A 24271-nucleotide genomic window follows, 5' to 3' on the forward strand; every position below is an offset into this window, starting at 1 on the left:
GGGCGTTAAATAATTTGATCATATTATCCGGGAGGGGATGAAATGTCACTGGAAGACGCGAAAAATCACGAAGATATGGCCATCACCCGCGACAGCCACCGGGGCCTGTCAAATGAGCTGACCTTTGCGGGCGCACCCAGCTTTCTGCGCCGCAAATACACCAAAGACCTGACAGACGTAGATGTGGCCGTGACAGGCATTTGCTTTGACCAGAGCGTCACCAACCGCCCCGGCACACGTTTTGGGCCGCGCGCGATCCGTGAGGCCTCCAGCCTTCAGGCGCCGGACAAACCCTATGGATGGGATTTTGATCCGATGAACGACATGAATGTCGCGGATTATGGCGATATGGCCTTTGATTACGGTAAGATCCAGGATTTCCCGGCAACGTTGCAGACCCATATCGCGAAGATCCTTGATGCTGGTTCCGCCAGCCTGGTTCTGGGTGGTGATCACTATATCAGTTTCCCGATCCTCAAAGCCTATGCCGAGAAATTCGGCAAGCCTCTGGCGCTTTTGCAGTTTGATGCCCACGGCGACACCTGGAAAGACGATGACATGGAGCGTATCGACCATGGCACAATGTTCTACAAAGCCATCAAACTGGGGCTGATTGACCCCAAGCGTTCCGTGCAAGTGGGTATTCGTACAGACAATCCAGATCCAATGGGCATGAACATCATTGATGCGCCGGAAGTACACCGGATTGGGCCAGAGGCGACCGTTGCTAAGATCAAAGAAATCATGGGCGATCACCCGACTTATCTGACCTTTGACATCGACGCACTGGATCCGGCTTACGCGCCGGGCACAGGTACGCCGGTCTGGGGTGGTCTGACGTCCGCACAGGCCGCAACGATGCTGCGCGGGCTGCGTGGTATTAACCTGCTTGGTATGGATGTGGTTGAAGTGAACCCATCCTACGACACCACCGGCGCAACAGCCGTGGCCGGGGCCCATGTGGCAACCGAATTGCTGTGCCTTTACGGCTGGGGTAAACGCGCGCGCGGCGAACTCTGAGTTTGAGTATTTGAGGCAAGATGAAGGGGCTGGCTCAGATCCTTTTCATCTTGCTTAATATACTCCCGCCGGAGGCCTGAAATCTTTGCAAAGGAAGATAAAAATGATGACATGGTTTCTGGCGGGGCTTCTGACGGCTGTTCTGATTGTACGCTTTTATGTGCGTCACGTGCCGCATGAGGCGGTAGATTTTCATTTGCAGAGTTACCCGAAAACTGAGGTGGGCGATTATCGCACAGATGGTGGGTTTGAAGCTGTGCGCCAGCCGGATGAACCCATGGCCGAAGCTATGGCGCGTTTGGTGCGGATCATTGAAGAGAACGCCCGTACCACCCATCTGGGTGGCAGCCTGGACGCGGGACATATCAGCTTTGTCACGCGAACCCATTTCTGGGGGTTCCCGGATACGACCAATATCTGGGTCTCGGGCGATCATCTGCACATTCATGGCCACCTGCGGTTTGGGAAGTCAGATCTCGGGGTAAATCAGCGGCGTATTCTGAACTGGCTGACCCTTGCGCGGTTGTAAGCGCGAACTGAGGCAAAGATCACCAGTGTCGCGCCACATGGGCACATTCAGCGACATTTCACAGCGGGCCATAAAGGCACGGCCATCCACATACAGGCAGATCTCCTCTCCCAGCTCCTGTCGTGCGCCGGATGTATCTGTACAATAACAATCAATAACGCGGCCACCCGGCCCGGTGACATCCGCCTGCAAAGGGGCTGCCGTGAACATAAAAATCAGGGCAATATATCTCATGGTGGTACGATAGCACGGATCGTGCCCTTGACCAAATCCGGCAAATAGCTGAAGGGATAGACATGGTTCCTTTTGATAAACTCTCCCGCATTACCGAGCGATTTGAATATGTCGAAGCGCAGATGAACGCTGGCCTTGGCGATATTGCAGCGCTTGGACGCGAATATTCTGAACTGCGGCCGCTTGTTGAACAGGTACAGGCCTATAAGCAGTTGCTTGAGGATATTTCTGAAGCCGAAGCCATGCTGGAAGATGTGGACATGAAGGAACTGGCAGAAGAAGAACTGCCCTTGCTGCGCGAACGTCTGCCGGTGGAGGAGCAGGCGCTTCAGGTGGCTTTGCTGCCAAAGGATGAAGCTGATGCACGCCCCGCGATGATTGAAATCCGTCCCGGCACCGGTGGGGATGAAGCAGCGTTGTTTGCCGGGGATCTGCTGCGTATGTATCAACGCTACGCCGAAGGACGCGGCTGGAAGTTTGACGTGCTGGAAGAAAGCGTTTCGGAACTTGGTGGCATTAAGGAGGCGGTCATTCATGTGAAGGGCGAAAACGTCTTTCAGCGGCTGAAATTTGAAAGCGGTGTGCACCGGGTGCAGCGCGTGCCTGAAACCGAAAGCGGCGGGCGTATTCATACATCTGCGGCGACGGTTGCCGTGCTGCCCGAAGCGGTGGATGTCGATATCAAAGTCGATCCCGGTGATATCCGGATTGATACCATGCGTGCCTCAGGGTCTGGCGGGCAGCATGTGAACACCACAGATTCCGCCGTACGGATCACCCATATTCCTTCCGGAATTGTTGTGGTGAGTTCTGAGAAATCTCAGCACCGCAACCGTGAAATCGCGATGCAGGTTTTGAAGACCCGGCTGTATGATCTGGAACGTCAGAAACTGCATGATGAACGATCAGAGGCACGCAAAGGGCAGGTGGGGTCTGGTGACCGGTCGGAACGTATCCGCACCTATAACTTCCCACAGGGACGCGTCAGCGATCACCGCATCAATATGACACTTTATAAGCTGGATCAGGTGATTGCCGGGGATCTGGATGAGTTCATCGACGCGCTGCACGCCGATGATACGGCGCAACGCCTGGCTGCTGAGGATCTGTGATGCGCGCCCAGGAAGTCTTGTTTCAGGGTGTTCAGCAGCTGAAAGAGGCCGCTGTTCCCGGGGCCGCCAACGATGCACGTCGCCTGATGGCCTGGGCTATGCAGGTTGAACCGGGACGACTGACGCTTGCCCTTGGGGATGATATTTCTGATGTGGCGCGGGCCCGATTTGAGAGCGCGATCAAGCAGCGGTTCTGTCGCGTGCCGGTTTCCCATATCACAGGGACCCGGGCGTTTTTCGGACGTGACTTCCATGTCTCATCCGCTGTGCTGGATCCGCGCCCCGAAACTGAACGTCTGGTGGAAATTGCGTTGCAACATCCGGGAAAGCGCCTGCTGGATCTGGGCACCGGATCGGGCGCAATTGCAGTTTCTGTGTTAGCTGAACGTCCAGATCTGTCAGGGCAGGCCTTTGATATTTCTGTTGATGCGCTTGAGGTTGCAAAACGAAATGCCGAAACCCATGGGGTGGCAGGGCGGCTTGAACTGAAACAATCCGACTGGTTTGGTGAGGCTGAAGGTCATTATGATCTGATCCTGTCCAATCCGCCCTATATCACCAGCGCGGAAATGCAGGATCTGCAACCGGAAGTCTTTGACCACGAACCCCATATCGCCCTGACACCTTATCCAAATGCAGAGAATGACGGGCTTGCCCCATACCGGATCATCACTGCGCAGATACAGGACTATCTGTCACCAGGCGGGCTTTTGGCTGTGGAATGTGGCCTGACGCAAGGGCAGGCGATTCAGCTGATGTTTGAGGTGGCGGGCCTGACTGATGTTCAGATTCACAAGGATCTGGACGGGCGGGATCGTGTGGTGGCAGGGAAAATGCCGGTCTGATCGCGATTCCTGCCATATTCCCGTCCAAATTGGCCAAAACTCGCAAATTTTCAGCATTTCTTTAAGTTTATCCTTGTAATGCGCTTAGGTGCATGGTTACTCCTGTATCAGCAGAGGCGAGAGCCCATGGCGCTCTGATCTGCTGTAAGCCAGAACATTGTTTGACCCGGTCGATGATGACCCCACGCAAGACGCGCGGTTGCGGCAACGATATGAGAAACACTCAGGCCAATACATCTGAAGTTTAGCGAAGATTAAAAATGAGATCATCTAAACAACGCTCGCGTGGTAAGTCGAACCGCAATCGCAATTCCAACGGGAATAACGTCAACCGCGTGTTCGACAGTTCCGGTCCGGAAGGCAAAGTGCGTGGCACCCCGCAGCAAATTATTGATAAATATCAGGCGCTGACCCGTGATGCGCAATTGGCCAACGACCGTGTGGCCGAAGAAAACTTTCAGCAGCATGCGGAACATTATATCCGTCTGCTGGGCGATGCGACCCGCGAACAGGAAGCCCGCCGCGCGGAACAGGAAGCACAGCACCGTGAACGCCAGGCGCAACGTGATGCCCGGCATGAAGCGCGTAAAGAACAGCGTGATAACCGCCAGGATGCGGCAGATGCGCCGCAACCTGCTGCTGTGCAGTCAACCGGGCCTGCGGATGTGATTGATCCATCTGAGGCACCTCAGCCGGATCTGCCGTCTTTTATCACTGACGCACCATCAGCTGAGATTGTGGATACACCGGAAGCCGCAGAAAAACCGGCCCGCAAACCCCGCCGTCGCAAACCGGCGGCAGAGGATGCGGAGGGTGGCGTTGCCGTGGAAGATGCCAAACCAAAGCCCCGCCGTCGCGCCCCGAAGAAGGCGTCCGAAGGCGACACCCCGGACAGCCCGGAAGCGGCTGAGTAACGGACGTTGAGATATCGAAACCCGCCTCAAAACAGGCGGGTTTTTTGTTATATTGCGATTTTTGTCAACTTCAGGCCGGGACCGCGTTTACCCTAAATGCCTTGCACACTCTGTTGTTTGAACGCAGGGGCAGCAAGTCGTAAAAAGCATAACCGTAGAGTTGATGTAAAGTGATGGCCCTCGAAGCCATCACAATAAACGATCACTCTTCGATCTGAACCTCACCTTGCAACGGTAGGGCGATGGCTCTTGAACTCACTCCGATCTTAGCTGAGTTAGCTCCGACAGTGGCCGTGTCGATGCCGACAGCAACTGAGCTAACCCCGACTGTGGCTGAACCATCGGGGCCATCTATCATGACTGCTCCAGTAGGAGGTGCGATAGAGCATGGGTAGTTACCAGAACATACAACAACATCCCAACAATGCCCTTGTGCGTTGCATTCACTCAGAGCACTGGCCGTTGTGACTGATGCGAAAGTTGCTGTAACAGCAAAAAATGCTGACGTGATTTGATGTCTAATACTCATTGTATTCACTCGCTTTTTGTCGTTTCCACAGGTTAATCCTGTGACAAGACCACTCTTGCTGATGAATATGCGTAGCTCAATAACAGCCCCATGATATTGGATAACATTCCTCTGAATCGTGAGCTGAGAACATAGAATATTGTTTGGACCAGGTTACCCTTAACGCATATGCGGGGCGATCTGCCGGGCGAGCGCACAGAAGCCTTCAATGTCAATCTGTTCCGCACGGTCGGTTGGTTTCAGACCTGCAGCTACAATATGATCTTCCATATCCGGTACGAAGTTTTTCAGCGCCGATCGCAGCATTTTGCGACGCTGGTTGAAGGCCTGGGCGACGACACGGTTCAGAACTTTGGGATCCGCGGGAAATAAAGGTTCTTCCCGGCGTTTCAGATGCACAACCGCAGAATGGATTTTCGGGGGTGGGGAAAAGGCCTCTGGGGGCAGGGTCATCACGGTCTGACACTGACAACGCCATTGCGCCAGAATGCCAAGCCGCCCGTAGGTTTTGCTGCCAGGGGCTGCGGTGATGCGTTCTGCCACTTCCTTCTGGAACATGAGTGTCAGGCTTTCCCAAAACGGTGGCCAGACATCCGGCGTCAACCAACGCACCAGCAATTCCGTGCCCACGTTATAAGGCAGGTTTGCAACGATACGCACGGGGGCTTGCAAGTGCTTAGACACGTCAATTTCCAGCGCATCAGCATTGATCACGTCCAGTTTTCCGGGATAGGCTGTCTGCACCTCTTCAAGGGCGGTGATACAGCGGCTGTCTTTTTCCACCGCCAGAACTTTGCGCGCACCTTCTGCCAACAGCCCCCGTGTCAGGCCACCAGGGCCAGGGCCGATTTCCAGTATGTCACAGCCGGACAGATCGCCTGCGTATCGGGCAATTTTTGAGGTCAGGTTCAGATCCAGAAGAAAGTTCTGCCCCAGTGATTTCTTTGCAGCCAGTTCGTGGGTTTCAATCACGTCGCGCAGGGGGGGCAGATTGTCGATGGTGGCCATGTCAGGCGTCCTTTCGGGCAGCGCCCATTTTTGCGGCAAGGCGCAGGGCTTCGAGTGTTGAAGCCGGATTGGCAAGACCTTTGCCTGCGATATCAAACGCGGTGCCATGATCGGGTGACGTGCGTACAAAGGGCAGGCCCAGGGTGACATTCACGCCGCGATCAAAATCCAGCGCTTTGATCGGGATCAGCGCCTGGTCGTGATACATGCAAATCGCGGCGTCATAGCTTTCGCGGGCGCGGGCGTGGAACATAGTATCAGCGGGCAGGGGGCCACGCAGATTCAGCCCTTCTTGTGTCAGCTTTTCAAGAACCGGCGCAATCAGGTCCATATCCTCGCGTCCCATCACGCCACCTTCACCTGCATGCGGGTTGAGGCCGGCAATGGCAAGACGCGGGGCGCTCAGGCCAAAGTCGCGTTTCAGGCCTTCGTGCGTAATGCGGATGGTGTCTTCCAGAAGGTCCGGGGTCAGCGCCTTCGGAACATCAGACAGCGCAATATGAATTGTCACAGGCACCACGCGCAGCAGGGGCGAGGCCAGCATCATCACGACATGATCGACATTGCCCAGATGCCCGAGAAATTCGGTATGTCCCGGAAAGGCAAAACCAGCCCCATCTTTCAGGGCTTTCTTGTGGATTGGCAGGGTGCAGAGGCCCGCTGCCTGGCCGCTTTGTGCCAGAAACACAGCGCGTTCAATTGCGTTGATCACGCCTTTTGCATGGATTGGGTCCGGCGCGCCCGGACGGCGCGGGGCGCCGAAGTCCTGATGCAGGACGGGTAGGGCATTCGGGAATATATCTGCAACCTCTGTCGGGTCATCAATGCGCTTATGGGGCACATTGCCGGGCAGGTGGTTCGCGTCCCCGATCAGAAAGAATTCCGGTCCGTCTGTGCGCAGTTCCTGCCAGGCCGTTTCCGCCAGTTCGGGGCCAATACCTGCGGGTTCACCGCAGGTCAGGGCAATGGGAAGATCAGCCATTATTCGTAAGTAATTGTGGCGTCAGCGCGCAGCTCTGCCAACAGGCTGTCTGCATATGAGCCCAGACGTTGCTGGCGCAGCTGGCCGCGCACTTCTTCGCGTGATGTGTCTTCGACAATTGCGTTCACGCGCCCACACAGCATCAGAACCGTAAGCTGAGGACCAGCCTCTGTCTGAACTGTCAGGTTCGTTGAAATTTCATTGTCATCCAGACGGGCCACTTCCAGGGCAATGTCATCCGGCACATCGGCAATGGCCAGTGTATCGCGCTGCAGACGTGAGGCATCCTGCCCCAGATTTACGCCGTAAAGATCATCACAGCTGTCGACCGTATTGATGACTTTCGCGGCTTGGTTCAGCGCAGCTTCAGTGCGTCCACCCGGAATGAAATAACGGGCGTATTCCACTGAAACCACTTCGGTTTCTGCCGCGTCGGTTTCCTCAACCGCGCGCAGCATAAACAGGGCAATCGCATTGGGGACTTCGATAGGGGCCGTGATGTCACCCGGGGAAAGCGCCAGGATCTGGCTGCGGATTGCAGGTGGCAGGTTGCCGATCGGCAGCCAGTCAATCCGACCACCGCGCCCACGGGACTGAGACGCTGATACAGCGCGGGCCTGGGCTGCGAAACCTGCCTGAGAAGAGACACTGCGACTGATGCGCAGGGCTTCTGCACGGGCCTGATCAATGGCTTCGGGCGGGGCTGGAATAATGATTTCAGACAGAAGCACACGCACACCACCGCTGCCGGAAGCAAGGGCAAGGGCACGGTCAATTTCAGCTTCGGTGATCTGAACGCGCGGGGCATAGCGCCCGCCGATCAGCTCACGCCAGGCGATCCCTGAGGATACGAAATCCCGGAAGGTTTCTTCAGCGACACCTTCCTGGGCAATTGCCGCGAGGAATTGTTCACGTGACAGCTGAGCACGGCTTGCAAATTCTTCCATCCCCGCTTCGATCTGCGTGTCGGATACGGTGATACCTGCACGTGTAGAGGCTTCTGCACGCAGGCGATCATCGACCAGGCCTTTCAGGGCTTCTGCTTCAATATCACCGGGCTGGCGCAGGAGGCGCAGGAAGGTGATACGCTGGCGCAGCTCATAGTTGGTGACGACTGAGTCATTCACCTTTGCCGCCGGGGCAAAAAGGTTTTGTGCAGAAGCGGTTTCAGCCAGGGTAACGACTGACAATGCCCCCAGCGCTGCAGCAGTCAGAAGGTTGCGGGTTTTCATCAGAGTAGCACCTGCCAGATGCGCGGTTCTTTGCTGAAAGAAATTCATTTTCACTGCCATTGTCCTCTGCGGGGTCTGACGTCACCGTCTCTGTTAAGTGTCATTTCACATGAAACGCATTGTTTCAGGGCTGATGATCTGTGGTTGCCTTCTTTTACCTAACGATTGCAGTGTCGCGCAAGCGTTCTGCCACCGGTGTTCACGCCAAAGCCTGAAAGTTTTACGGTAACCCCGAAATCGGTTGTCGGTTTGATCGTATCTGTCCGGGTAAAGCGCCGGGACGCGGTGAAATCAATCGCCGCACATTCGTTGCGATATTCCAGCCCAAGCCCGATGCGTGCGGCGCGGTCGTTGATGAAATCATAGCGCCAGTCAGCAGATCCGGTCCAGTTGTCGTTGAATTTATAGCTTCCGTCAAAGGCCCATTCAGAAGCCTGAGGCCGGTTTTCCGCCGGGGCGGATTCAATCCACAGATAAGAGGATCCCAGAGAAACGCGATCACTCGCCCAGTGAATGCGGGTTTCATTGCGCGAGAAATCCAGGTGATCGTCAAACAGGGCCCGATTGGAAACGGACAGCCCGTTGGCAAAGTTAATCTGCCCGGCAAGCAGCCAGTCAGAACTTGTTCCCTCAAGCCCCGATCCTGGGGTTAAAGCGGCAATACCGTTTTCGCGGTAAACCCGACCTGCGACAAGGGCCAGCGACCAGCCCGCCGGATCCTGACGGGTCCAGCTGACACCAATATTACTGCGCAGACCAGTTTCCACACGGTCGGATCCGGCAAAACGGCTATCAGACCAGAGATTGCCTTCGTCAAACTCAAGCAATACGGAATCTTCATTTGGAATGGCCTCGCGGTTGCTGCGCCCGTAAAAGATCTGCATCACCGGTTCCAGCAATTGCGTGACGCCAGATTGTTCACGCCGGATCAGAGGCCAGCGCAGTTCTGCACCGATTGTTCCGGTGTAAAACAGGCCTTCCTGTTCTCCTGCGGCTTCATCCGTATAGGTGTAGTAATCCAGATCGCCGCCGGCCATTGTCGCAAAGACCATACCGTTGTTCAGCGTGAAGCTATTGCGCCAGTCCGTGCGCGCACTGAGCCTTGCAACATCGCGCCCGGCATCCCCGGGTGTGTTGGAGCTGCGATAGTGGGTATGTCCTTCAATCTGCCAGTCCAGTTCCCCGGCGATCCAGGCAGGTTCCGTACGGCGGTGCAGCAGGAAATCTCCGACAATTGTCGGCTGGGTGCTGTTGGATTCGCTCGACCGCAAAGTGTTGAAATGTGTCAGTTCTGCCAGAACGAATTTGTCACGCCGGGCCCGGGAAACGGAGATGGCTGAATCCAGGCGATCTTTGCCCGAATAGCCATAATCCAGCAGATAGGCATCGTCTGATGTGGCCTCGATATCGAAATCAAGCCGGTAATCCCGGGGCAGGGCGAAACTGCCTTCTGCAAAAAGATACCAGCGGTTGTCCGTCAGAAGATCATCCGATGACCAGGCACCGTTGAATTCAATATCCCCGGTGCGGAAAGCCTGACGATAGCGGGCTTCCAGTGTTCTGGTTTTCGTAGACAGCCAGGGTGTCAGCGTCAGATCACGGTGATCCCCCATCCGGATGAAATAAGGCGTCGCAAGTCCGGTGCCCAGGCGGGAACTGGAACGCAGTTCCGGCAACAGCCAGCCGGTGGCGCGCTTCAGGGTCGGATCAGGCAGGCGCAGACGCGGCAGCCAGAGGATCGGGACACCTTTGACAAGGAAGCTGGCATTATCGAAATAAAGCTGACGTCCTTCCTGGTCATGCACTACGGAACGCGCCCGGATCTGCCAGAGTGGTACAGGATTTTCGGCGCAGGTCTGACACGAGGTCACGACCGTATCTGTCAATCTCGCATAGCGGCCGTCAACCAGTCCGATTTCACCAGCGGCAAGTTGCAGCTGCTGATCCAGGACAATGCGGGCAGACCGCAGCACGCCATTGCGCAAATCCGCAGACAGATCACCGGAATCCGCCAGAATGATCCGCTCGGGGCCGTCCGTCAGGTGGATTGGTCCCACAAGGGTCAGGGTTTCATTGCGCCGGTCATATTGCAGTTCCTGCGCCTGAAGGCGGACACCATTGTGGAATATTTCGACATTGCCTGAGGCCACGATCCCGGATTGTCCCACCAGGCGCAGATCATCTGCGATCAGGCTGGCATAGCTGACCTGGTTCTGGGCGACGGGGCGCGACGTCGGCACGGTTTGGGCCTGCAGGGCTGTTGTGCCCAGAGAGAAGGACAAAGCAGTGGTCGCAATCGCAAGCCCCATACCAAGGCTGCGAACTGGTTTCTTTGGCGGTGTCATCCGTCCTCCATATGCAACAAAAGCCCCATCGCAAGCATGATCGCGACAAGCGGCGGCGCCCAGGCCGCCAGTTCAATCGGAATATTGCCGTTTTCCCCAAGCACACGGGAAAAATTGCGCAGGAAAAACAAAGCAAAGCCCAGAAGAATGGCCATCAACACCATCGGGCCTGTCTGGCCAAGCCGGGTGTGGCGCATCGTGAAGCCCGCGCCAATCAGAACCATCGCCACCAGCATCAGGGGCAGGGCCAGTTCTGTATGCAGGAAAACCGAATGCGCCCGGGCCGCAAAACCTGCGTTTTCAAGTTGGGTGATAAACCCCGGAAGTTCCCAGATTCCAATAGCCGAAGGATCAGCGAAACTGTCGCGGATCTGTTCTTCCGTCAAAGTGGTCGCAAGCGTGATTTCGCTGTGCTCGGACGCGTCACGTTCCGGATTTACGGTTAACCCTGAAGTCCGTGACAGAGGCCAGATCTTGGCATGTGTCAGCAGCCAGGATCCGTTTTCCAGAATCGCGCTTTCCGCTTCGATCCGTTCCAGTGGCAACCCCTGGGCGTTAAAGCTTATAAAGCTTACTTCGCGCAATTGCGTGCCGCCAAGGCTTGCTTCCTGCGCATGAATAACGGTCTGTCGGGGGGTCGCCGGATCCATCGTTTCGCTGGTTTCACCAGGCAACACATCGGGGTTGCCCTGACGCAGCCACAGGCCTTCGTCGCTGATTGACAGCGCAGATGTCGCACCAGAGCGCAGGACACTGACCCGGTTTTCATATTCGCCGGATGTTGCGGCAACAATCGGGTTCAGGACAGACACAGCTACAGCACCGATCAGGAAAATAGACACCACGGGTGCCACAAGGGATCGCAGGGCCGAACGCCCGGCCGCACGTGTCACCACAAGTTCGCTGGACCGTGCCAGCCCCAGAAACAGCGCAAGCGTCGCAAGGATCGTGATCAGGGGCAGGATCTGGTACAGCGTGGCGGGAATGTTCAGCAGAGACAGCGACAGGACTTCGCTGAAAGCCAAATTCAGATCCCCGAATTTGCGCAATTGTTCTGCGACATCCACCAGCAGAAGAATGCCAAGGAAGACAAAAAACACAGCGGTGAATGTGATCAGAAAGCGTCGGGCAAAATAGAGATGCAGTTTCATGAGGCCTCCTGCCGGCGACGACGGAAGAGGGCCGGATGTTCGGAAATCCACAAAATCACGGCTGACACGGCAAGCCCCACAACAACAGGCAGATACATCAGCGCAACAAGGCTGCTGTCTTTGCGGGCGATATCCACAACGGCATTGTCCAGGACCTTGATCACCACCAGCAGAACCACCGCAAAGACAATCTGACGCCAGATGCCGAACCGGCTGAAACCGCCAAGAAGCAGGCAGGAAAACCCGACAAGGGCTGTGACCATCGCAAGGAACGGTTCTGCAATGCGGCCATGGGCTGCGGCTTTGAACTGGGCGGGGTTTGATCCGGTTTGCGCGATCAGCCGTGGATCTGCACGCAGAAGCTGCCCTGTGGTCAATTCGCCGACAGCGGGTTTCCGGTTGCCGAAATCACCAATCAGGGCGCTGATATCATAGGTGAAATCAGTGAAGGAGGTTGTCGCAAGCTTGTTTGCATCCCGGTCCAGTGTCTGCGCCATGCCGTCATACATCAGAAGGCGCGGCCCTTCGTCTGACCGCAACAGCAGCGCACGTCGGGCGGTATAGGTGGTTGGTCTGGCAGCATTGCGCTGATCAGACAGGAACAGATCGACCATCTCGCCGGATGGTTCGATTTCCCGGATATACAGCGTCAGCCCTTCGGTCGGATGCAGAAAACTGCCATCCGAAAAAAAACGGGCAGAAATATTGCGGGCAATTTCGGATTCGCGTTCCGCAAGCTGACGTGCGGCAGCGGGGACAAGAATGTGCGACAGCAACGACAGGAATATCGCCACAGCCAGGCCGAAGGCCAGGACAGGCCGCGCCAACCGAAAAGAGGAAAAGCCAGTTGCCTGCACCACAACCAGTTCGCTTTCACGCGACAGGCGGTTGATTGTGTAAACCGTTGCGATAAAGGCTGAGATCGGCAGGACGATTTGCACGACGCGGGGCAGGGTCAGGGCGGAAAATTCAAGAAAAACCGTGGCAGATTGTCCGTCTGCGATCAGCTGGTCAAACAGGCCAACTGCTTTGTTGACCCAATAAACCATGACCAGCACAAGTGAGAAAAACCCAAATAAAACCATCAGCTGCGAAATCAGATATCTGTCGAATCGCGCCACTTCCGGCCCCTTATGGTTTCCTGTTGCTCTGGCGGTCAGATTAGCTGAATTCCTGTGCAGGTAAAACTGCTATCTGGTGTTTCCTCGTCCATGGGGGTAGCAATAGGAAAAACCTTGCCGCCTTCAGGAGAGAGAGCGATGACAACGCCGACCGAAATTCATTTTAAAGAAACCGATATTGATGCAATTGCAGCGCTCGAAGGCCGTGTGGCGGTGTTCATTGCCGAAGATGGAAAGCTGGATGTCACCGCACGTCGTGTGAACCGTCTGATGAAAGGCGCGCTGGCGCGACTGGCGGAAGATGAAGCTTTTGAAAAGATGAAGTCTGCTGAGACAAAGCTGCTGGCCTATCCGGTTGGCATGGCGGCAGAGGCCGTGGTTGTTGTGAAACTGTCCCGTCGTCCATCTGCGGAACTTGCGCGTAAAGCGGGCGTTGCGATGGCTAAGCTGAAGGGCAAAGGAGCTCTGCATGTTCTGGGCGGAAATATTGCCCGCGCGGAAGAAATCTCTTTCGGTCTTGCGCTGCGCGATTATGAATTCGACATTTACCGCACAGACAGTGGTGCCCCACGCGAAGAAACCCGTGGCGATGTGACCATGATGGTGAACAAACCGGAAGACGTGGCCCGTGATGCCGCGCCGCTGGCGGCTGTGGCGGAAGGTGTGTTCTTCACCCGTGATCTGGTGAATGAACCGGCAAACGTTCTGACCACCGATGATTTTGCAGCCCGCCTGGCGGCGATGCAGGAAATTGGTCTGGATGTTGAAATCCTGGAAGAAGACGAACTTGAAAAACTCGGCATGCGCACGTTGCTGGCGGTTGGGCAGGGGTCTGACAGCCCGTCGAAAGTCGTTGTTATGCGCTGGAATGGTGGTGAGAAAGACGAAGCCCCATTCGCGCTGGTTGGCAAAGGCGTGGTGTTTGACACCGGCGGTATCAGCCTGAAGCCAGCCGGTGGCATGGAAGACATGACCATGGACATGGGTGGTGCCGGTGTCGTGGCGGGCGTGATGCGCGCGCTTGCGCTGCGCAAGGCAAAGACCAATGTTGTGGGTCTGGTTGGCCTGGTGGAGAACATGCCATCCGCGCGGGCGCAGCGCCCGGGTGATGTCGTGAAATCTATGAAGGGCGACACGGTTGAGGTGATCAACACCGATGCGGAAGGGCGCCTGGTTCTGGCAGATGTGCTCTGGTATGCGCAGGAACGGTTTGAGCCACGCGGCATGATTGATCTGGCGACCCTGACCGGCGCGATTATTGTGGGGCTGGGCCATGAAAATGCGGGCGTGTTCGCCAATGATGATGACTTGTGCAAAGCGATGCTGAAAGCGGCTGAGGCTGAGGGCGAAGGCGCATGGCGCATGCCGATGTCTCCGGCCTATGACAAGCTGCTGAAATCCAAGATCGCAGATATGCGCAATTCTTGCGGGCGTGGGGCAGGTTCAGTGACAGCGGCACAATTCCTGAAACGTTTCGTGAAAGAAGACATGCCCTGGATCCATCTGGACATCGCGGGCGTGGCCTCCACACCGACCGAAACCGCTTATGCCCCTAAAGGCGCTAGTGGCTGGGGCGTGATGACCCTGAACCGACTAATGGATGAAGTGTAAGCTGTAAGGCGCTGAATGAGCTCTGTTTTCTTTTATCACCTGACGGAAAGCCCCCTGGGCGACGTCCTGCCTGTGCTGATCTCAAAAGCACGGCAGGCCGGGTGGCGGATTTGTCTGCGTGGGCGTAATCCGCTGATGATGCAGCAACTGGATCAACGTCTCTGGACAGGTGATCCTGGTGACTTTCTGCCTCATGGCCTGGCTGGTGGTCCGCATGATGCGGATCAGCCGGTTTTGCTGACCGTGGATGCCGAGATGCCCAACGGGGCGCACTGTCTGATGTCAGTGGATGGGGCGGATGTTGACCCGGGTGAGGTTGCGGGGCTGGAACGAGCTATGATCCTGTTTGACGGGTTTGACCCGGATGCGGTGGCCCATGCCCGCACGCAGTGGAAAGCTGTGACCGGCGCAGGTGTTGCGGCGCAATACTGGGCGCAGGAAGACGGGCGTTGGGTGAAGAAGGCTGAAAGCTGATCAGGCATGAAGGGGGCCAGCCCCCATCTGCGCAGGCGCAGATTCCCCTGGGATATTTGGACTGAAAAGAAAGAGATTATCCCGTGCTCAATGCATGCACAGCTTATGCACATTCTGTATGCATATATGGCGGGAGGCAGCTTAAAGCGCTGTTAACGATGCAGGATCATCCTGCCACCTGCAATTTCAATGCGGGAGAAGCGGTTGAGGTAATCCATTCCCAGCAGGCTTTCAAAAAGTTCGCCACCATTCACCGCGGCACGCAGGTTGCGGTCGGTGATGTCTTCGAGCTGCACGTGATCAAGGGTAACCTGGGCAATCGGCACGCTGCCATTGGCTGTCTGTGCGGAACCGAGATATAAAAGTTCATCCGGGGTCAGGCCAACGCGGCGGGCGGCGTCTTCTGTCAGGACAATCTGGCTTGCGCCTGTGTCCACCACGAAATTCACAGGCATGTTGTTGATGGTCAATGTGAGGTAGTAGTGACCATCGCGGGCGCGGGGGACTTCGATGCTGCCATTGCTTTGGGCGGACTGGCGCGCGCTGGTGGAACGCTGCACATCTTCCCAGAGACCAATCACGGCGACGGTGCCGATAAAGATAAAGCCCCATATCGCTGCAAACTGCAGGTTCTTGCTGAGAGAGGCGCGGTTCTGGGTTACATACCAGCCGCCGAGGGCCACAACGAGAAAGCCAAGATACAACAGCCGTGCAATCTGGTCACCATCCATCGGGTTTTCTCCTAGACCTGAGCTTTTTCCAACTTCTCCTGGGCTTTCAGCCAGAGTTCTTCGGCCCGCTCCAGCGCATTGCGCAGCTCGCCATATTTCTTCTGGAACACTTCAGCTTCTGCCGCCCGTTCCGGATCATACATCGCAGGATCCGCAAGTTTTGCTGTCAGTTTAACTTCCATGTCCTGAAGTTTGGTCAGACGTTCTTCGGATTTGCGGACTTCACTGCGCAATTCCTTAATCCGGTCCTGAGAAACCTTCTTAACGACAGGTTTCGCGGCTTTCTTTTCCTTTTGCGGTGCATCTTTCTGCAACAGGAATTTGCGGTAGTCTTCAAGATCACCGTCGTAGGGTTCGACACGTCCGCCAGACACCAGCCACAGCCGGTCTGCGACAAGACCCAGCAGGTGCATATCGTGGCTGACAAGGATGACAGCGCCACTATAGGCAGTCAGGGCTTCGACCAGGGCCTCGCGGCTTTCGATATCAAGGTGGTTGGTCGGTTCATCGAGGATCAGCAGATGTGGCGCGTCAATCGTGGCCAACATCAGGGACAGGCGGGCTTTTTGGCCCCCTGACAGGCTGCCAACCAGCGTATCCGCCTGTTCGGTGCCAATACCAAAGCCAGCAAGGCGCGCGCGGAATCTTGCGGGTGTTTCAGAGGGGCGGAGGCGACGGACGTGATCAATCGGGGTTTCGTCGATATGCAGCTCGTCCACCTGGTGCTGGGCGAAATAGCCAATGCGCAGTTTGGACGAGTTGTTCATCGTGCCGCCCATCACATCAAGGCGACCGGACAAAAGTTTGGAAAGGGTGGATTTGCCTTCGCCGTTTTTACCCAAAAGCGCGATGCGGTCATCCTGGTCAATGCGCAGGTTCAGACGTTGCAGGATCGCCTTGTCGCCATATCCGACTGAACCGCCTTCGACATTGATGATCGGCGGGGACAGTTCTTCGGGTGTCGGGAAGCTGAATTTCTTCAGGGCCGCTTCTTTTGGCGTGGTGATCGGTTGCATCTTTGCGATCATTTTCAGGCGGGATTGGGCCTGAACCGCTTTGGAGGCTTTGGCGCGGAAACGATCCACAAAGCTTTGCAAGTGAGCCCGGCGGGCTTCCTGTTTGGTGGCCTCGGATTGTGCGACCAGCAGGCGTGCGGCGCGGGTTTCCGCGAATGTATCGTAATTGCCCTGATAGAAGGTCAGTTTCTTGTCTTCCAAGTGCAGGATGCCGCCGACCGCGCGGTTCAGCAGGCCGCGGTCGTGGCTGACGATGATGACGGTGTGCGGATAGCGGGCCAGGTAATGTTCCAGCCAAAGCGCGCCTTCAAGGTCAAGATAGTTGGTTGGTTCGTCGAGCAACAGCAGGTCAGGCTGCGAAAACAGCACCGCCGCCAGGGCCACACGCATGCGCCAGCCGCCGGAAAAGGCGGAACAGGGTTTTTTCTGCGCTTCGGGATCAAAGCCAAGACCACGCAGGATAGATGCGGCGCGGGCTTCGGCGGACCAGGCGTCAATATCAGACAGGCGCATCTGAATTTCAGCAATGCGATCCGGGTCAGTCGCTGTTTCAGATTCGGCGAGAAGGTCAGCACGTTCGGTATCTGCGGCCAGAACCGTTTCAATCAGTGACGTGTCAGAGGAAGGAACTTCCTGGCTGATGCCACCGATACGGGCGCGCTTTGGCAGGGTGATGGAACCACCTTCCAGCGGCATTTCTCCGTAAATCACCTTAAATAGTGTGGTTTTCCCCGTCCCATTACGACCGACAAGGCCAACTTTGTGGCCCTCCGGAATGGAAACAGAGGCGTTTTCAACCAGCGTACGGCCGGCGACGGAATAAGTGATATCTTCAAGCTTGATCATAAAGGGGGTGTGCCGGATGCAGCGGGCCGGGTCAATGGCCGGAATACACACAACGAGCCATGGAAAAATCAAAATTTTGGATTTTGATCATCTGAAATGATGAGTCCCTTAATTCCGGGCGTTCATGTTAGTAAATCACATGCCCTGAAGTGTGTGTTCGGGGTACGGTGACGGACCAATGTTATTACGAGTGCTTAAACCCGCAGTTGGTACTGCGGGTTTTGTTGTTTTCAGCTCAGTCGTCTGCAAGTTCTGTGACAAGATCAATCAACCAGAGCAATGCCGGGTCTTTGTCGCGGTGTCTGCTCCATCTCAGTTCATAGGGCAAATCGCCCAGATCAGCTGGGAAAGGCACGGCTGCCAGGTCAGAAAAAATATCTTCATGGACCAGTGTAGATGCGGAAATCAGAATGTCAGTTCCACGTACGATTTCAGACAATACGGCCGAGTCGCTGACGGTGTAGCGGAATTCTCTGGGGGAATAGCCGTTCTTTATCAGCCAGGCATCCACGATATTGTTTGAATGCGGCGATCCTGACCGGAGCTGCACATATTCCGCGTTCACCACATCTTCAACCGTGCGGGGCGGCGGGCGCGATTCCGCGTCGTAGCAGAGGACAACAGAATAAGCCGCCAGAGGTTTGCTTTGGGTTTCCGGATGTTCTGGAAGTGCGATGCCGAGATACAGATCGGCTTCGTCCATCAACTGATCGTTTATACTGTCCCAACGTGCATAGTGATAGGAAAATGTAATATTTGGCGCGCGCTGTTTCAGGGCGTCAATCAGGCGTTTGTAGGGGCCGAGCAGATGGGATGAAAACCCGATGACCGTGAAATTCCGTGTTGAGGTTGTCGGGTCAAATTGCAAAGCGGGCCGGACTTCCAGAAAATCGGCCAGAACGGGTTTTCCCTTATCAACGATGGATTGCCCAAGGGGGGTAAGCCGCGTGATCCCCCCGGATCTGATCAGCAGTTCATCGTCATAGACGCGGCGCATTTTGTCCAACGCATAGCTTGCGCTTGGTTGGCTGATGCCATGCGCTTTTGCGGCGTTCCCCACGCTTCCAAGTTCGGTAACTGCGATGAAGACTGAAAGATCCTGCAAAGACAGGCTATGTAGGCGATGTTTGTTCATAGGCTTTTCTTACCAGGTGAAGCCCTGAGGTCAAACATCAAAATATGGTGCAGAGGGGTTCGCAGCGGGGAATGTCCTTTATTGCGGTGCCGGGCTGGCGATGTCCTGATTGATTTTGTTACATTCCAGAAAAAGATCAACCATCCAGCGCAGGCAGGGCATATTTGATTTGCGTTTGCTCCAGCCAATGTAATGTGGAATTGGTTTGACCTTAAGCGGTTCCGGGATTGGCGCGATTGCAAATCTGGAGAAAATTGAATCCCGCAAGGCAAGGCTGGCGGTGACCAGCAGGTCCGTGCCGGTAATAAGGTCTGGATAAGATGAGAAATCATTCACGACAAACCGGAAAGTTCTGGGCGGATAATTCATTTCCCTCAGAGCTTTGTCGACATTCCCAACGATGGAATGCCGATCATTATAGGTCACAAACTCTGCATTGACGAAATCTTCAATGGTTTCAGGCGCGGAGCGCACAGAGGCATCGTAGTAGATGCCAACCGGATACTCTCGCAGGACATGCCGTTCAATTGACGGAGCATCCGGGAGATTAGTGCCAACAAAAATATCTACATCTTCGTGCAGGCGTTCATGGCAATTCGTCCGGTCATAGGTAACGTAAGAAAACGCAGCACCTGGCGCGCGATTTCGAAATTTGCCAGGAAGGCCAGCATATGGGCCTGTCAGTTCTGAAGTTGCCCCCATAATCTTGAATGTGCGATCGGACGTCAGTGGATCAAAGTTGGCCTGTCTTGTAATTCGGTTGAATTCTTCAAGAGATGACGTGGCTGTGCTGGCAAGTGCTTTCCCGGTTTCAGTCAGGTTCATCTTGCCGCCGCTTCTGATTAGCAAGGGATCATTGAAACCCCGTCGAAGTTTTTCGAGAGCGTAACTTGCCGTGGGCTGACTGACATTTAGTCTCCGGGCGGCTTCACTGACGCTCTGAGTGTCCGCGATCACTATAAACATGCGTATATCCTGGAGGGATAACGCCAACATATTAACATTCTCCATACTTGAAATCTAATATACATGCTTTTGAAAATAAAGTCATATCTGTAAGATGTAGGTGTTAATCTTGTCCGGTTCCGACCTTCGGAACCGCCCCTTTAAACATATGACGAGCTTGCAGCGTGTAACGAGTAAATGCCCACAGTCAGGGGCTGTGGGCGATTTCTTCAGGCAGGTTTTGTAACTTTTGGGCGTTCTCTTCCGGCAAATTTTCACCATTAGACTTGTGAGGGGTTTTCCGGGCGCGACAGGCGTGTTAAGGCGCTGGCGCAACAGGCAGAGGCATGGGGCTTCTGACCTGAAACAGTTTTCTGAAAGAGACCGACATGGCCCTGGAACGTACTTTTTCCATCGTGAAACCCGACGCAACCAAACGCAACCTGACTGGCGCAATCGTTGCAAAATTCGAAGCAGCTGGCCTGCGTGTTGTTGCATCCAAGCGCATCCAGCTGACACTGGCACAGGCTCAGCAGTTCTACGGTGTTCACTCTGAGCGTCCATTCTTTGGCGAACTCTGTGAATTCATGATCTCTGAGCCAATCGTTGTTCAGGTTCTGGAAGGCGAAAACGCCATCGCGAAAAACCGCGAAGTTATGGGCGCAACCAACCCGGCAGAAGCTGCGGAAGGCACCATCCGTAAAGAATTCGCACTGTCCATCGGTGAGAACTCTGTACACGGTTCCGACGCACCTGAAACCGCTGCAGAAGAAATCGCATTCTTCTTCTCCGGTCTGGAACTGGTTGGCTGAAGCAAGGCTTCCGACTGAAATTATAAAAGCCCCGCATGATCCATCATGCGGGGCTTTTTATGTCTTATGGTCCCGAAATCCGGGTGTCCGCCAGAACTTAGTTCACGGCTTCCACGGAAGGATCTGTAATTGTGATGGGATCATATTTATAGCTGCAGCCGGACAGGGCTGCTGCGGCCAGGGTGGCCAGAACAAAGGTACGCATTTTTTTACTCCAAAACATAGTCAACTTGTCATGTCACTTATTGAAGAATATCACTTTTCCGGATGCTTTACAGCTGTCCATTCAGTCACATTCTGCCCCACAAGCGGTGCAATAGCAGAGTGTTGGCTGTGCTTGATGGGGAAAAAACCCGTCCCGGTTGCAGTTTGGTATTTTGGGAAGAAATTATTGATTCTGATGCAACCAGAGCCGCAGAAGCTGCATGTTCCGGGTGCTTGCGTTCCAGGTGGCATCAAAAATATCCCCGACGATGGGAACCACACCAACCAAAAGATCAACACCAACATTCAGACACATGCGGATCAAGACCCGGCGTGACACGCCCGCACGCGCCGCCGCACGGATGATGTAGGCCGCGGGCACAAGCGTGCAGAGGTCGCCAATCACGGGAACAAGCCCCAGGAAACTGTCCAGCCCGATGCGCACGGATGTACCGGGCAGGGGCAGCAGGTTTTCCATTGTCCAGGCGATGTTGTCCAGCCGCTTCAACTCCTCTTCGGTCAGAGGGTCCGAGGTCACGTGAAAGGGGTGTGTTTCAGACCTTTGGGCTGGAAGGGGCGTATTGTAAATATCGGCGTCAGAAAAATCATTCATGACTGATATATGGGTATTGTAAGAGGAAATTTGAAGTGCTGTGTGCGCCGAAACTGACAAAGCTGCGAAACCAACATGTTTATGATCCGTCGATCGTGCCAGTGGTGCCGGGGTGTGAGGCAGGCCCTGGTGTGCTTTCTGGTGCTGTGTGCCAGATCGTTGCAATATGCAGGGGCAGGGCGCAGATCGTCAGCCAGGATGAAAACCGCTTTAACAGCATCGCTTTACCGGCCGTTAACGGATTAAAGCTGAAATACGGGCTTTCATGTTGCACCGCCAGGGTCAGAAAGCCATCCCGGATCATCAACCCGTGAAATCGTGCACCATCGGTCAGGTGGTCTGTTGTTTGTCTGATCCGGGGCCGTAAATCGGCAAGCGTGCTGCGGGCTTTATCTGCATCTTCCCTGTACCAGACTTCAAACAGATCTGATCCGATCTCAACCGGATCATAAAATTTTTCCGGCAAATCTGTCTTGTTTCCCATCTTTGCAATAAGCAGGTCGGGCGTGTCAAAGCTGTTGTTTGTTTTAAAAAGATAGCCGCTGAAACGATTGCTATTGTGATGTCCTGAAGCGGTTGCAAACTGATCCATCGTCATCAGGATGTTGTTATCACCGCAGGACAGGCTGTAATCGCAATCGGCCTTTTGCGCCGGAAACAAACCACTGCGCCCGGCTTTCTTCACCCGCATGGATGTATATCTGTCCGGTTCATGACAGTTCACACCACTGACACCCGCAATAAGGGGCAGGGCTTGCGTGATCACACGTTTCTGCGCCCGGCGTTTGAAAACTTCCCAGGACATACTGATTATCAGGACCGGGCCCAGGATGTGTCCGACCAGAAACCCCTTGCCTTCAAAGGCATAAGGGGTAAACGCCAGCCCGAAAAGCAGCAGGCTGCATCCCGCGACCAGGGCCGCAGGAAATTGCATCCACTTGCGCCAGCGCAGGAAATCATCGGCGATACCTTCAAGAGCGGAAAGATCGGTCGGCGCTGTGTCGGGCATATGTTGTTCCTTATTTCTCAACCGTATCCTCTTTATGCCAGATCCGGAAAATTTCCAGTGGCAAGGCCGCGACATCCAGCCAGTCTGAGAAGGTTTTCACAAATTTCAGCTTATTTGTATATACGCCGGGCACATCGAACAGGCGTTCCTGATGTTTCAGGACAATGGAAATCTGACCTTTGTTGCATTCAAAACCCTGAAGACCCGCCCCGGTGGGGATTTCCATCCATGTTGCATCCAGAAGATCGGTGATCTGATCAAGCTTTGCTTCCATCAGGTTCAGATCCCGGCAGTAGATCTCATATCGGCTGCCATTTTTCAGGGATACGGTGAAGTCGGCCTCATGTTTCATCGGCTTTACCGCGGCACCAGACAGGCTGGCAGCCAGATACCGGCGTGCCTTGCCTCTGGGCAATCGCAGAACGATGTCGGGCATATCTGACGGTGCCTGAAACTGCAACAAAGACCCTTTGAATGTGGTCTTTGTCTGGGTTTTACCATCATCTGTATAGGTCTGCGACATGCTGAACCGATCCCACTTCACATCACCTTTCTTGTCGGTTTTCTGAATTCCGAAGCCACAGTTCAGATCGTGACCTGGAAACAGGCCAGTACGCACAAGGGCCTTGATGCGGTTATATCCATCCGCTGAACGAACCTTATAGGTGAGGCCGATCGCACTGCAGATAACGGGCAGGGCCTGTTCCTGCAGGTCTTTGCTGATTTTTGCTGCGGGGTAGATCAGCATGCCGCACAGGGCAAAGCCGAGGATGAAACAGAGGAAGGCCGCGAAACCTCCTGTGCTGAACGCCCGAAGCAGAGAAAGCACAAAAATTGTAGCGCAACTGGTTATCCAGGGTTGCATACGCCTGTAGTAGCCCCTGCGCCAGGCCAGCATTTCATCCGCAATACCAGGCAGTGATTCAAGACCCGCGATTTTGTTGGATTTTGTCGGGGCAGGTGACGCAGAAGAGGGCGTGTGGGGCATGTGGGAAAGCCGAAAACAAGATACAATAGGCAAATAAAAACCCGATGCGGGGGCCGCACCGGGTGAAATATGGCGGTTATTTTCAGCCGTTGTCGCGTTGATCGGCGATGATTTCCTGCATACCGGCCTGTGGCAGGAAGCCCCGCAGCAGGTGATCACCGATCACAAAGCTTGGGGTGCCGGAAATCTGCATGCGCTGACCCAGAAGGCGGGTATCGCGGATCACATCAGAGACGTCTTCAGAATTCATCTGCGTCGCAATCGCCGCCATATCATGGCCGAATTCGCCTGCGATGCGGGTCAGGCTGGCTTCGTTCACATTGCCGCGCATCGCCATCAACGCATCCTGCGCAAGCTTATAAGCGTCATCCCCATGCAGCTGTTTCACAGCAATCGCGAAACGAGAGGCCAGAACGCTTTCTTCGCCAAGGATTGGATATTCTTTCACGATCAGGCGGATGTTGCCATCTTCCGCCAGCAGGGAGGCAACTTCGGGGTGGGCACGTTTGCAATAGCCACAGCGGTAATCCAGGAATTCAACGATGGTGATGTCGCCGTCAGGATTGCCACCCTGCCAGGAAAACCCGTCATTGTGCAGCGCATCCAGGTTACCAGCCACAAGATCCACGTCGCGGGCGACTTCCTGTTGTGCTTCGCGTTCCTGCAGAATGGCGACGGCTTCCATGATGACTTCGGGGTTTTCCAGAAGATAAGCACGCACGGCTTCGCCGAACTCAACCTCTTCGGCCTCGGTCATGGCGGACAGATCAAACGCCTGCGCAGAGAGAGCAGTGCTGCCCGCAAGCAATAGTCCAACAGCATTTGATTTCAGGTATTTACGGATCATTCTTATTCTCTCTCTGAA

Annotated in this window: 22 protein-coding genes; 8 read left to right on the forward strand and 14 right to left on the reverse strand. The window is 55.1% G+C overall.

From position 1 onward, the window contains the following. Positions 1-42 precede the first annotated feature (42 nt). From speB to H1D41_RS10860, 5 genes are all read left to right on the forward strand, one after another. The gene (gene speB, locus H1D41_RS10835) at positions 43-1020 is read left to right on the forward strand and encodes an agmatinase (protein WP_228848921.1); all 978 of its coding nucleotides are present in this window, start codon (positions 43-45) and stop codon (positions 1018-1020) included. A gap of 103 nt (positions 1021-1123) precedes the next feature. Continuing rightward, entirely contained in the window at positions 1124-1549 is a 426-nt protein-coding gene (locus H1D41_RS10840) for a DUF1499 domain-containing protein (protein WP_228848922.1), read from the forward strand. Between the two features lie 296 nt (positions 1550-1845). After that, positions 1846-2895 carry a peptide chain release factor 1 gene (gene prfA, locus H1D41_RS10850; protein WP_228848924.1) on the forward strand — a complete coding sequence of 350 codons (1050 nt, stop codon included), beginning with the start codon at positions 1846-1848 and terminating at the stop codon, positions 2893-2895. Continuing rightward, positions 2895-3740, forward strand: coding sequence for a peptide chain release factor N(5)-glutamine methyltransferase (gene prmC, locus H1D41_RS10855; RefSeq protein ID WP_228848925.1), 846 nt, complete (start codon positions 2895-2897; stop codon positions 3738-3740). Before prfA ends, prmC begins: the two co-directional genes overlap by 1 nt. Before the next feature lie 260 nt (positions 3741-4000). Next, positions 4001-4654: a DUF4167 domain-containing protein gene (locus tag H1D41_RS10860; protein ID WP_228848926.1), complete on the forward strand. Its 654-nt coding sequence runs from the start codon at positions 4001-4003 to the stop codon at positions 4652-4654. A 688-nt stretch (positions 4655-5342) separates the two neighbouring features. Here H1D41_RS10860 and rsmA read toward each other — a convergent pair. The 6 genes from rsmA to lptF form a co-directional block, all read right to left on the reverse strand. Further along, positions 5343-6191: a 16S rRNA (adenine(1518)-N(6)/adenine(1519)-N(6))-dimethyltransferase RsmA gene (gene rsmA, locus H1D41_RS10865; RefSeq protein WP_228848927.1), complete on the reverse strand. Its 849-nt coding sequence runs from the start codon at positions 6189-6191 to the stop codon at positions 5343-5345. 1 nt (position 6192) lies between these two features. Beyond that, positions 6193-7173 (reverse strand): 4-hydroxythreonine-4-phosphate dehydrogenase PdxA, encoded by a 981-nt coding sequence (gene pdxA, locus H1D41_RS10870; protein WP_228848928.1) that lies wholly within the window; start codon positions 7171-7173, stop codon positions 6193-6195. Continuing rightward, positions 7173-8405, reverse strand: coding sequence for a peptidylprolyl isomerase (locus tag H1D41_RS10875; RefSeq protein ID WP_228848929.1), 1233 nt, complete (start codon positions 8403-8405; stop codon positions 7173-7175). Before H1D41_RS10875 ends, pdxA begins: the two co-directional genes overlap by 1 nt. A gap of 158 nt (positions 8406-8563) precedes the next feature. Next, entirely contained in the window at positions 8564-10750 is a 2187-nt protein-coding gene (locus tag H1D41_RS10880) for an LPS-assembly protein LptD (protein ID WP_228848930.1), read from the reverse strand. Continuing rightward, positions 10747-11901 (reverse strand): LPS export ABC transporter permease LptG, encoded by a 1155-nt coding sequence (lptG, locus tag H1D41_RS10885; protein WP_228848931.1) that lies wholly within the window; start codon positions 11899-11901, stop codon positions 10747-10749. The genes H1D41_RS10880 and lptG overlap by 4 nt, the downstream gene beginning before the upstream one ends. Further along, positions 11898-13022 (reverse strand): LPS export ABC transporter permease LptF, encoded by a 1125-nt coding sequence (gene lptF, locus H1D41_RS10890; RefSeq protein WP_228848932.1) that lies wholly within the window; start codon positions 13020-13022, stop codon positions 11898-11900. Before lptF ends, lptG begins: the two co-directional genes overlap by 4 nt. Before the next feature lie 138 nt (positions 13023-13160). Between lptF and H1D41_RS10895 the strand changes: the two genes are divergently transcribed. Both H1D41_RS10895 and H1D41_RS10900 read left to right on the forward strand, forming a co-directional pair. Continuing rightward, the gene (locus H1D41_RS10895; RefSeq protein WP_228848933.1) at positions 13161-14633 is read left to right on the forward strand and encodes a leucyl aminopeptidase; all 1473 of its coding nucleotides are present in this window, start codon (positions 13161-13163) and stop codon (positions 14631-14633) included. 15 nt (positions 14634-14648) lie between these two features. Continuing rightward, on the forward strand, positions 14649-15107 hold the full coding sequence (locus H1D41_RS10900; protein ID WP_228848934.1) for a DNA polymerase III subunit chi: 459 nt from the start codon (positions 14649-14651) through the stop codon (positions 15105-15107). Between the two features lie 152 nt (positions 15108-15259). Here H1D41_RS10900 and H1D41_RS10905 read toward each other — a convergent pair whose 3' ends face one another. The 4 genes from H1D41_RS10905 to H1D41_RS10920 all read right to left on the reverse strand — a co-directional run bounded on the left by H1D41_RS10905 (position 15260) and on the right by H1D41_RS10920 (position 19846). After that, positions 15260-15838 (reverse strand): retropepsin-like aspartic protease family protein, encoded by a 579-nt coding sequence (locus H1D41_RS10905; protein ID WP_228848935.1) that lies wholly within the window; start codon positions 15836-15838, stop codon positions 15260-15262. Between the two features lie 11 nt (positions 15839-15849). Beyond that, positions 15850-17700 carry an ABC-F family ATP-binding cassette domain-containing protein gene (locus H1D41_RS10910; RefSeq protein WP_228848936.1) on the reverse strand — a complete coding sequence of 617 codons (1851 nt, stop codon included), beginning with the start codon at positions 17698-17700 and terminating at the stop codon, positions 15850-15852. Between the two features lie 235 nt (positions 17701-17935). Then, complete coding sequence (locus H1D41_RS10915; RefSeq protein ID WP_228848937.1) at positions 17936-18835, reverse strand: LysR family transcriptional regulator; 900 nt, start codon at positions 18833-18835, stop codon at positions 17936-17938. A 78-nt stretch (positions 18836-18913) separates the two neighbouring features. Next, the gene (locus H1D41_RS10920) at positions 18914-19846 is read right to left on the reverse strand and encodes a LysR family transcriptional regulator (RefSeq protein ID WP_324250275.1); all 933 of its coding nucleotides are present in this window, start codon (positions 19844-19846) and stop codon (positions 18914-18916) included. A 323-nt stretch (positions 19847-20169) separates the two neighbouring features. Between H1D41_RS10920 and ndk the strand changes: the two genes are divergently transcribed. After that, entirely contained in the window at positions 20170-20592 is a 423-nt protein-coding gene (ndk, locus tag H1D41_RS10925; protein ID WP_107497997.1) for a nucleoside-diphosphate kinase, read from the forward strand. Positions 20593-20980: 388 nt separating this feature from the next. Here the strand turns inward: ndk and H1D41_RS10935 are convergent, their stop codons facing one another. The 4 genes from H1D41_RS10935 to H1D41_RS10950 all read right to left on the reverse strand — a co-directional run bounded on the left by H1D41_RS10935 (position 20981) and on the right by H1D41_RS10950 (position 24253). Continuing rightward, the gene (locus H1D41_RS10935; protein WP_228848940.1) at positions 20981-21409 is read right to left on the reverse strand and encodes a DUF4112 domain-containing protein; all 429 of its coding nucleotides are present in this window, start codon (positions 21407-21409) and stop codon (positions 20981-20983) included. Between the two features lie 79 nt (positions 21410-21488). Continuing rightward, complete coding sequence (locus H1D41_RS10940) at positions 21489-22418, reverse strand: hypothetical protein (RefSeq protein ID WP_228848941.1); 930 nt, start codon at positions 22416-22418, stop codon at positions 21489-21491. Positions 22419-22428: 10 nt separating this feature from the next. Next, positions 22429-23406: a hypothetical protein gene (locus H1D41_RS10945; protein ID WP_228848942.1), complete on the reverse strand. Its 978-nt coding sequence runs from the start codon at positions 23404-23406 to the stop codon at positions 22429-22431. Between the two features lie 82 nt (positions 23407-23488). Further along, positions 23489-24253 (reverse strand): DsbA family protein, encoded by a 765-nt coding sequence (locus H1D41_RS10950; RefSeq protein WP_228848943.1) that lies wholly within the window; start codon positions 24251-24253, stop codon positions 23489-23491. Positions 24254-24271: the final 18 nt, after the last annotated feature.

Source organism: Halocynthiibacter styelae (assembly GCF_016123485.1).
In the GTDB taxonomy this organism is placed as follows: Bacteria; Pseudomonadota; Alphaproteobacteria; order Rhodobacterales; family Rhodobacteraceae; genus Halocynthiibacter; species Halocynthiibacter styelae.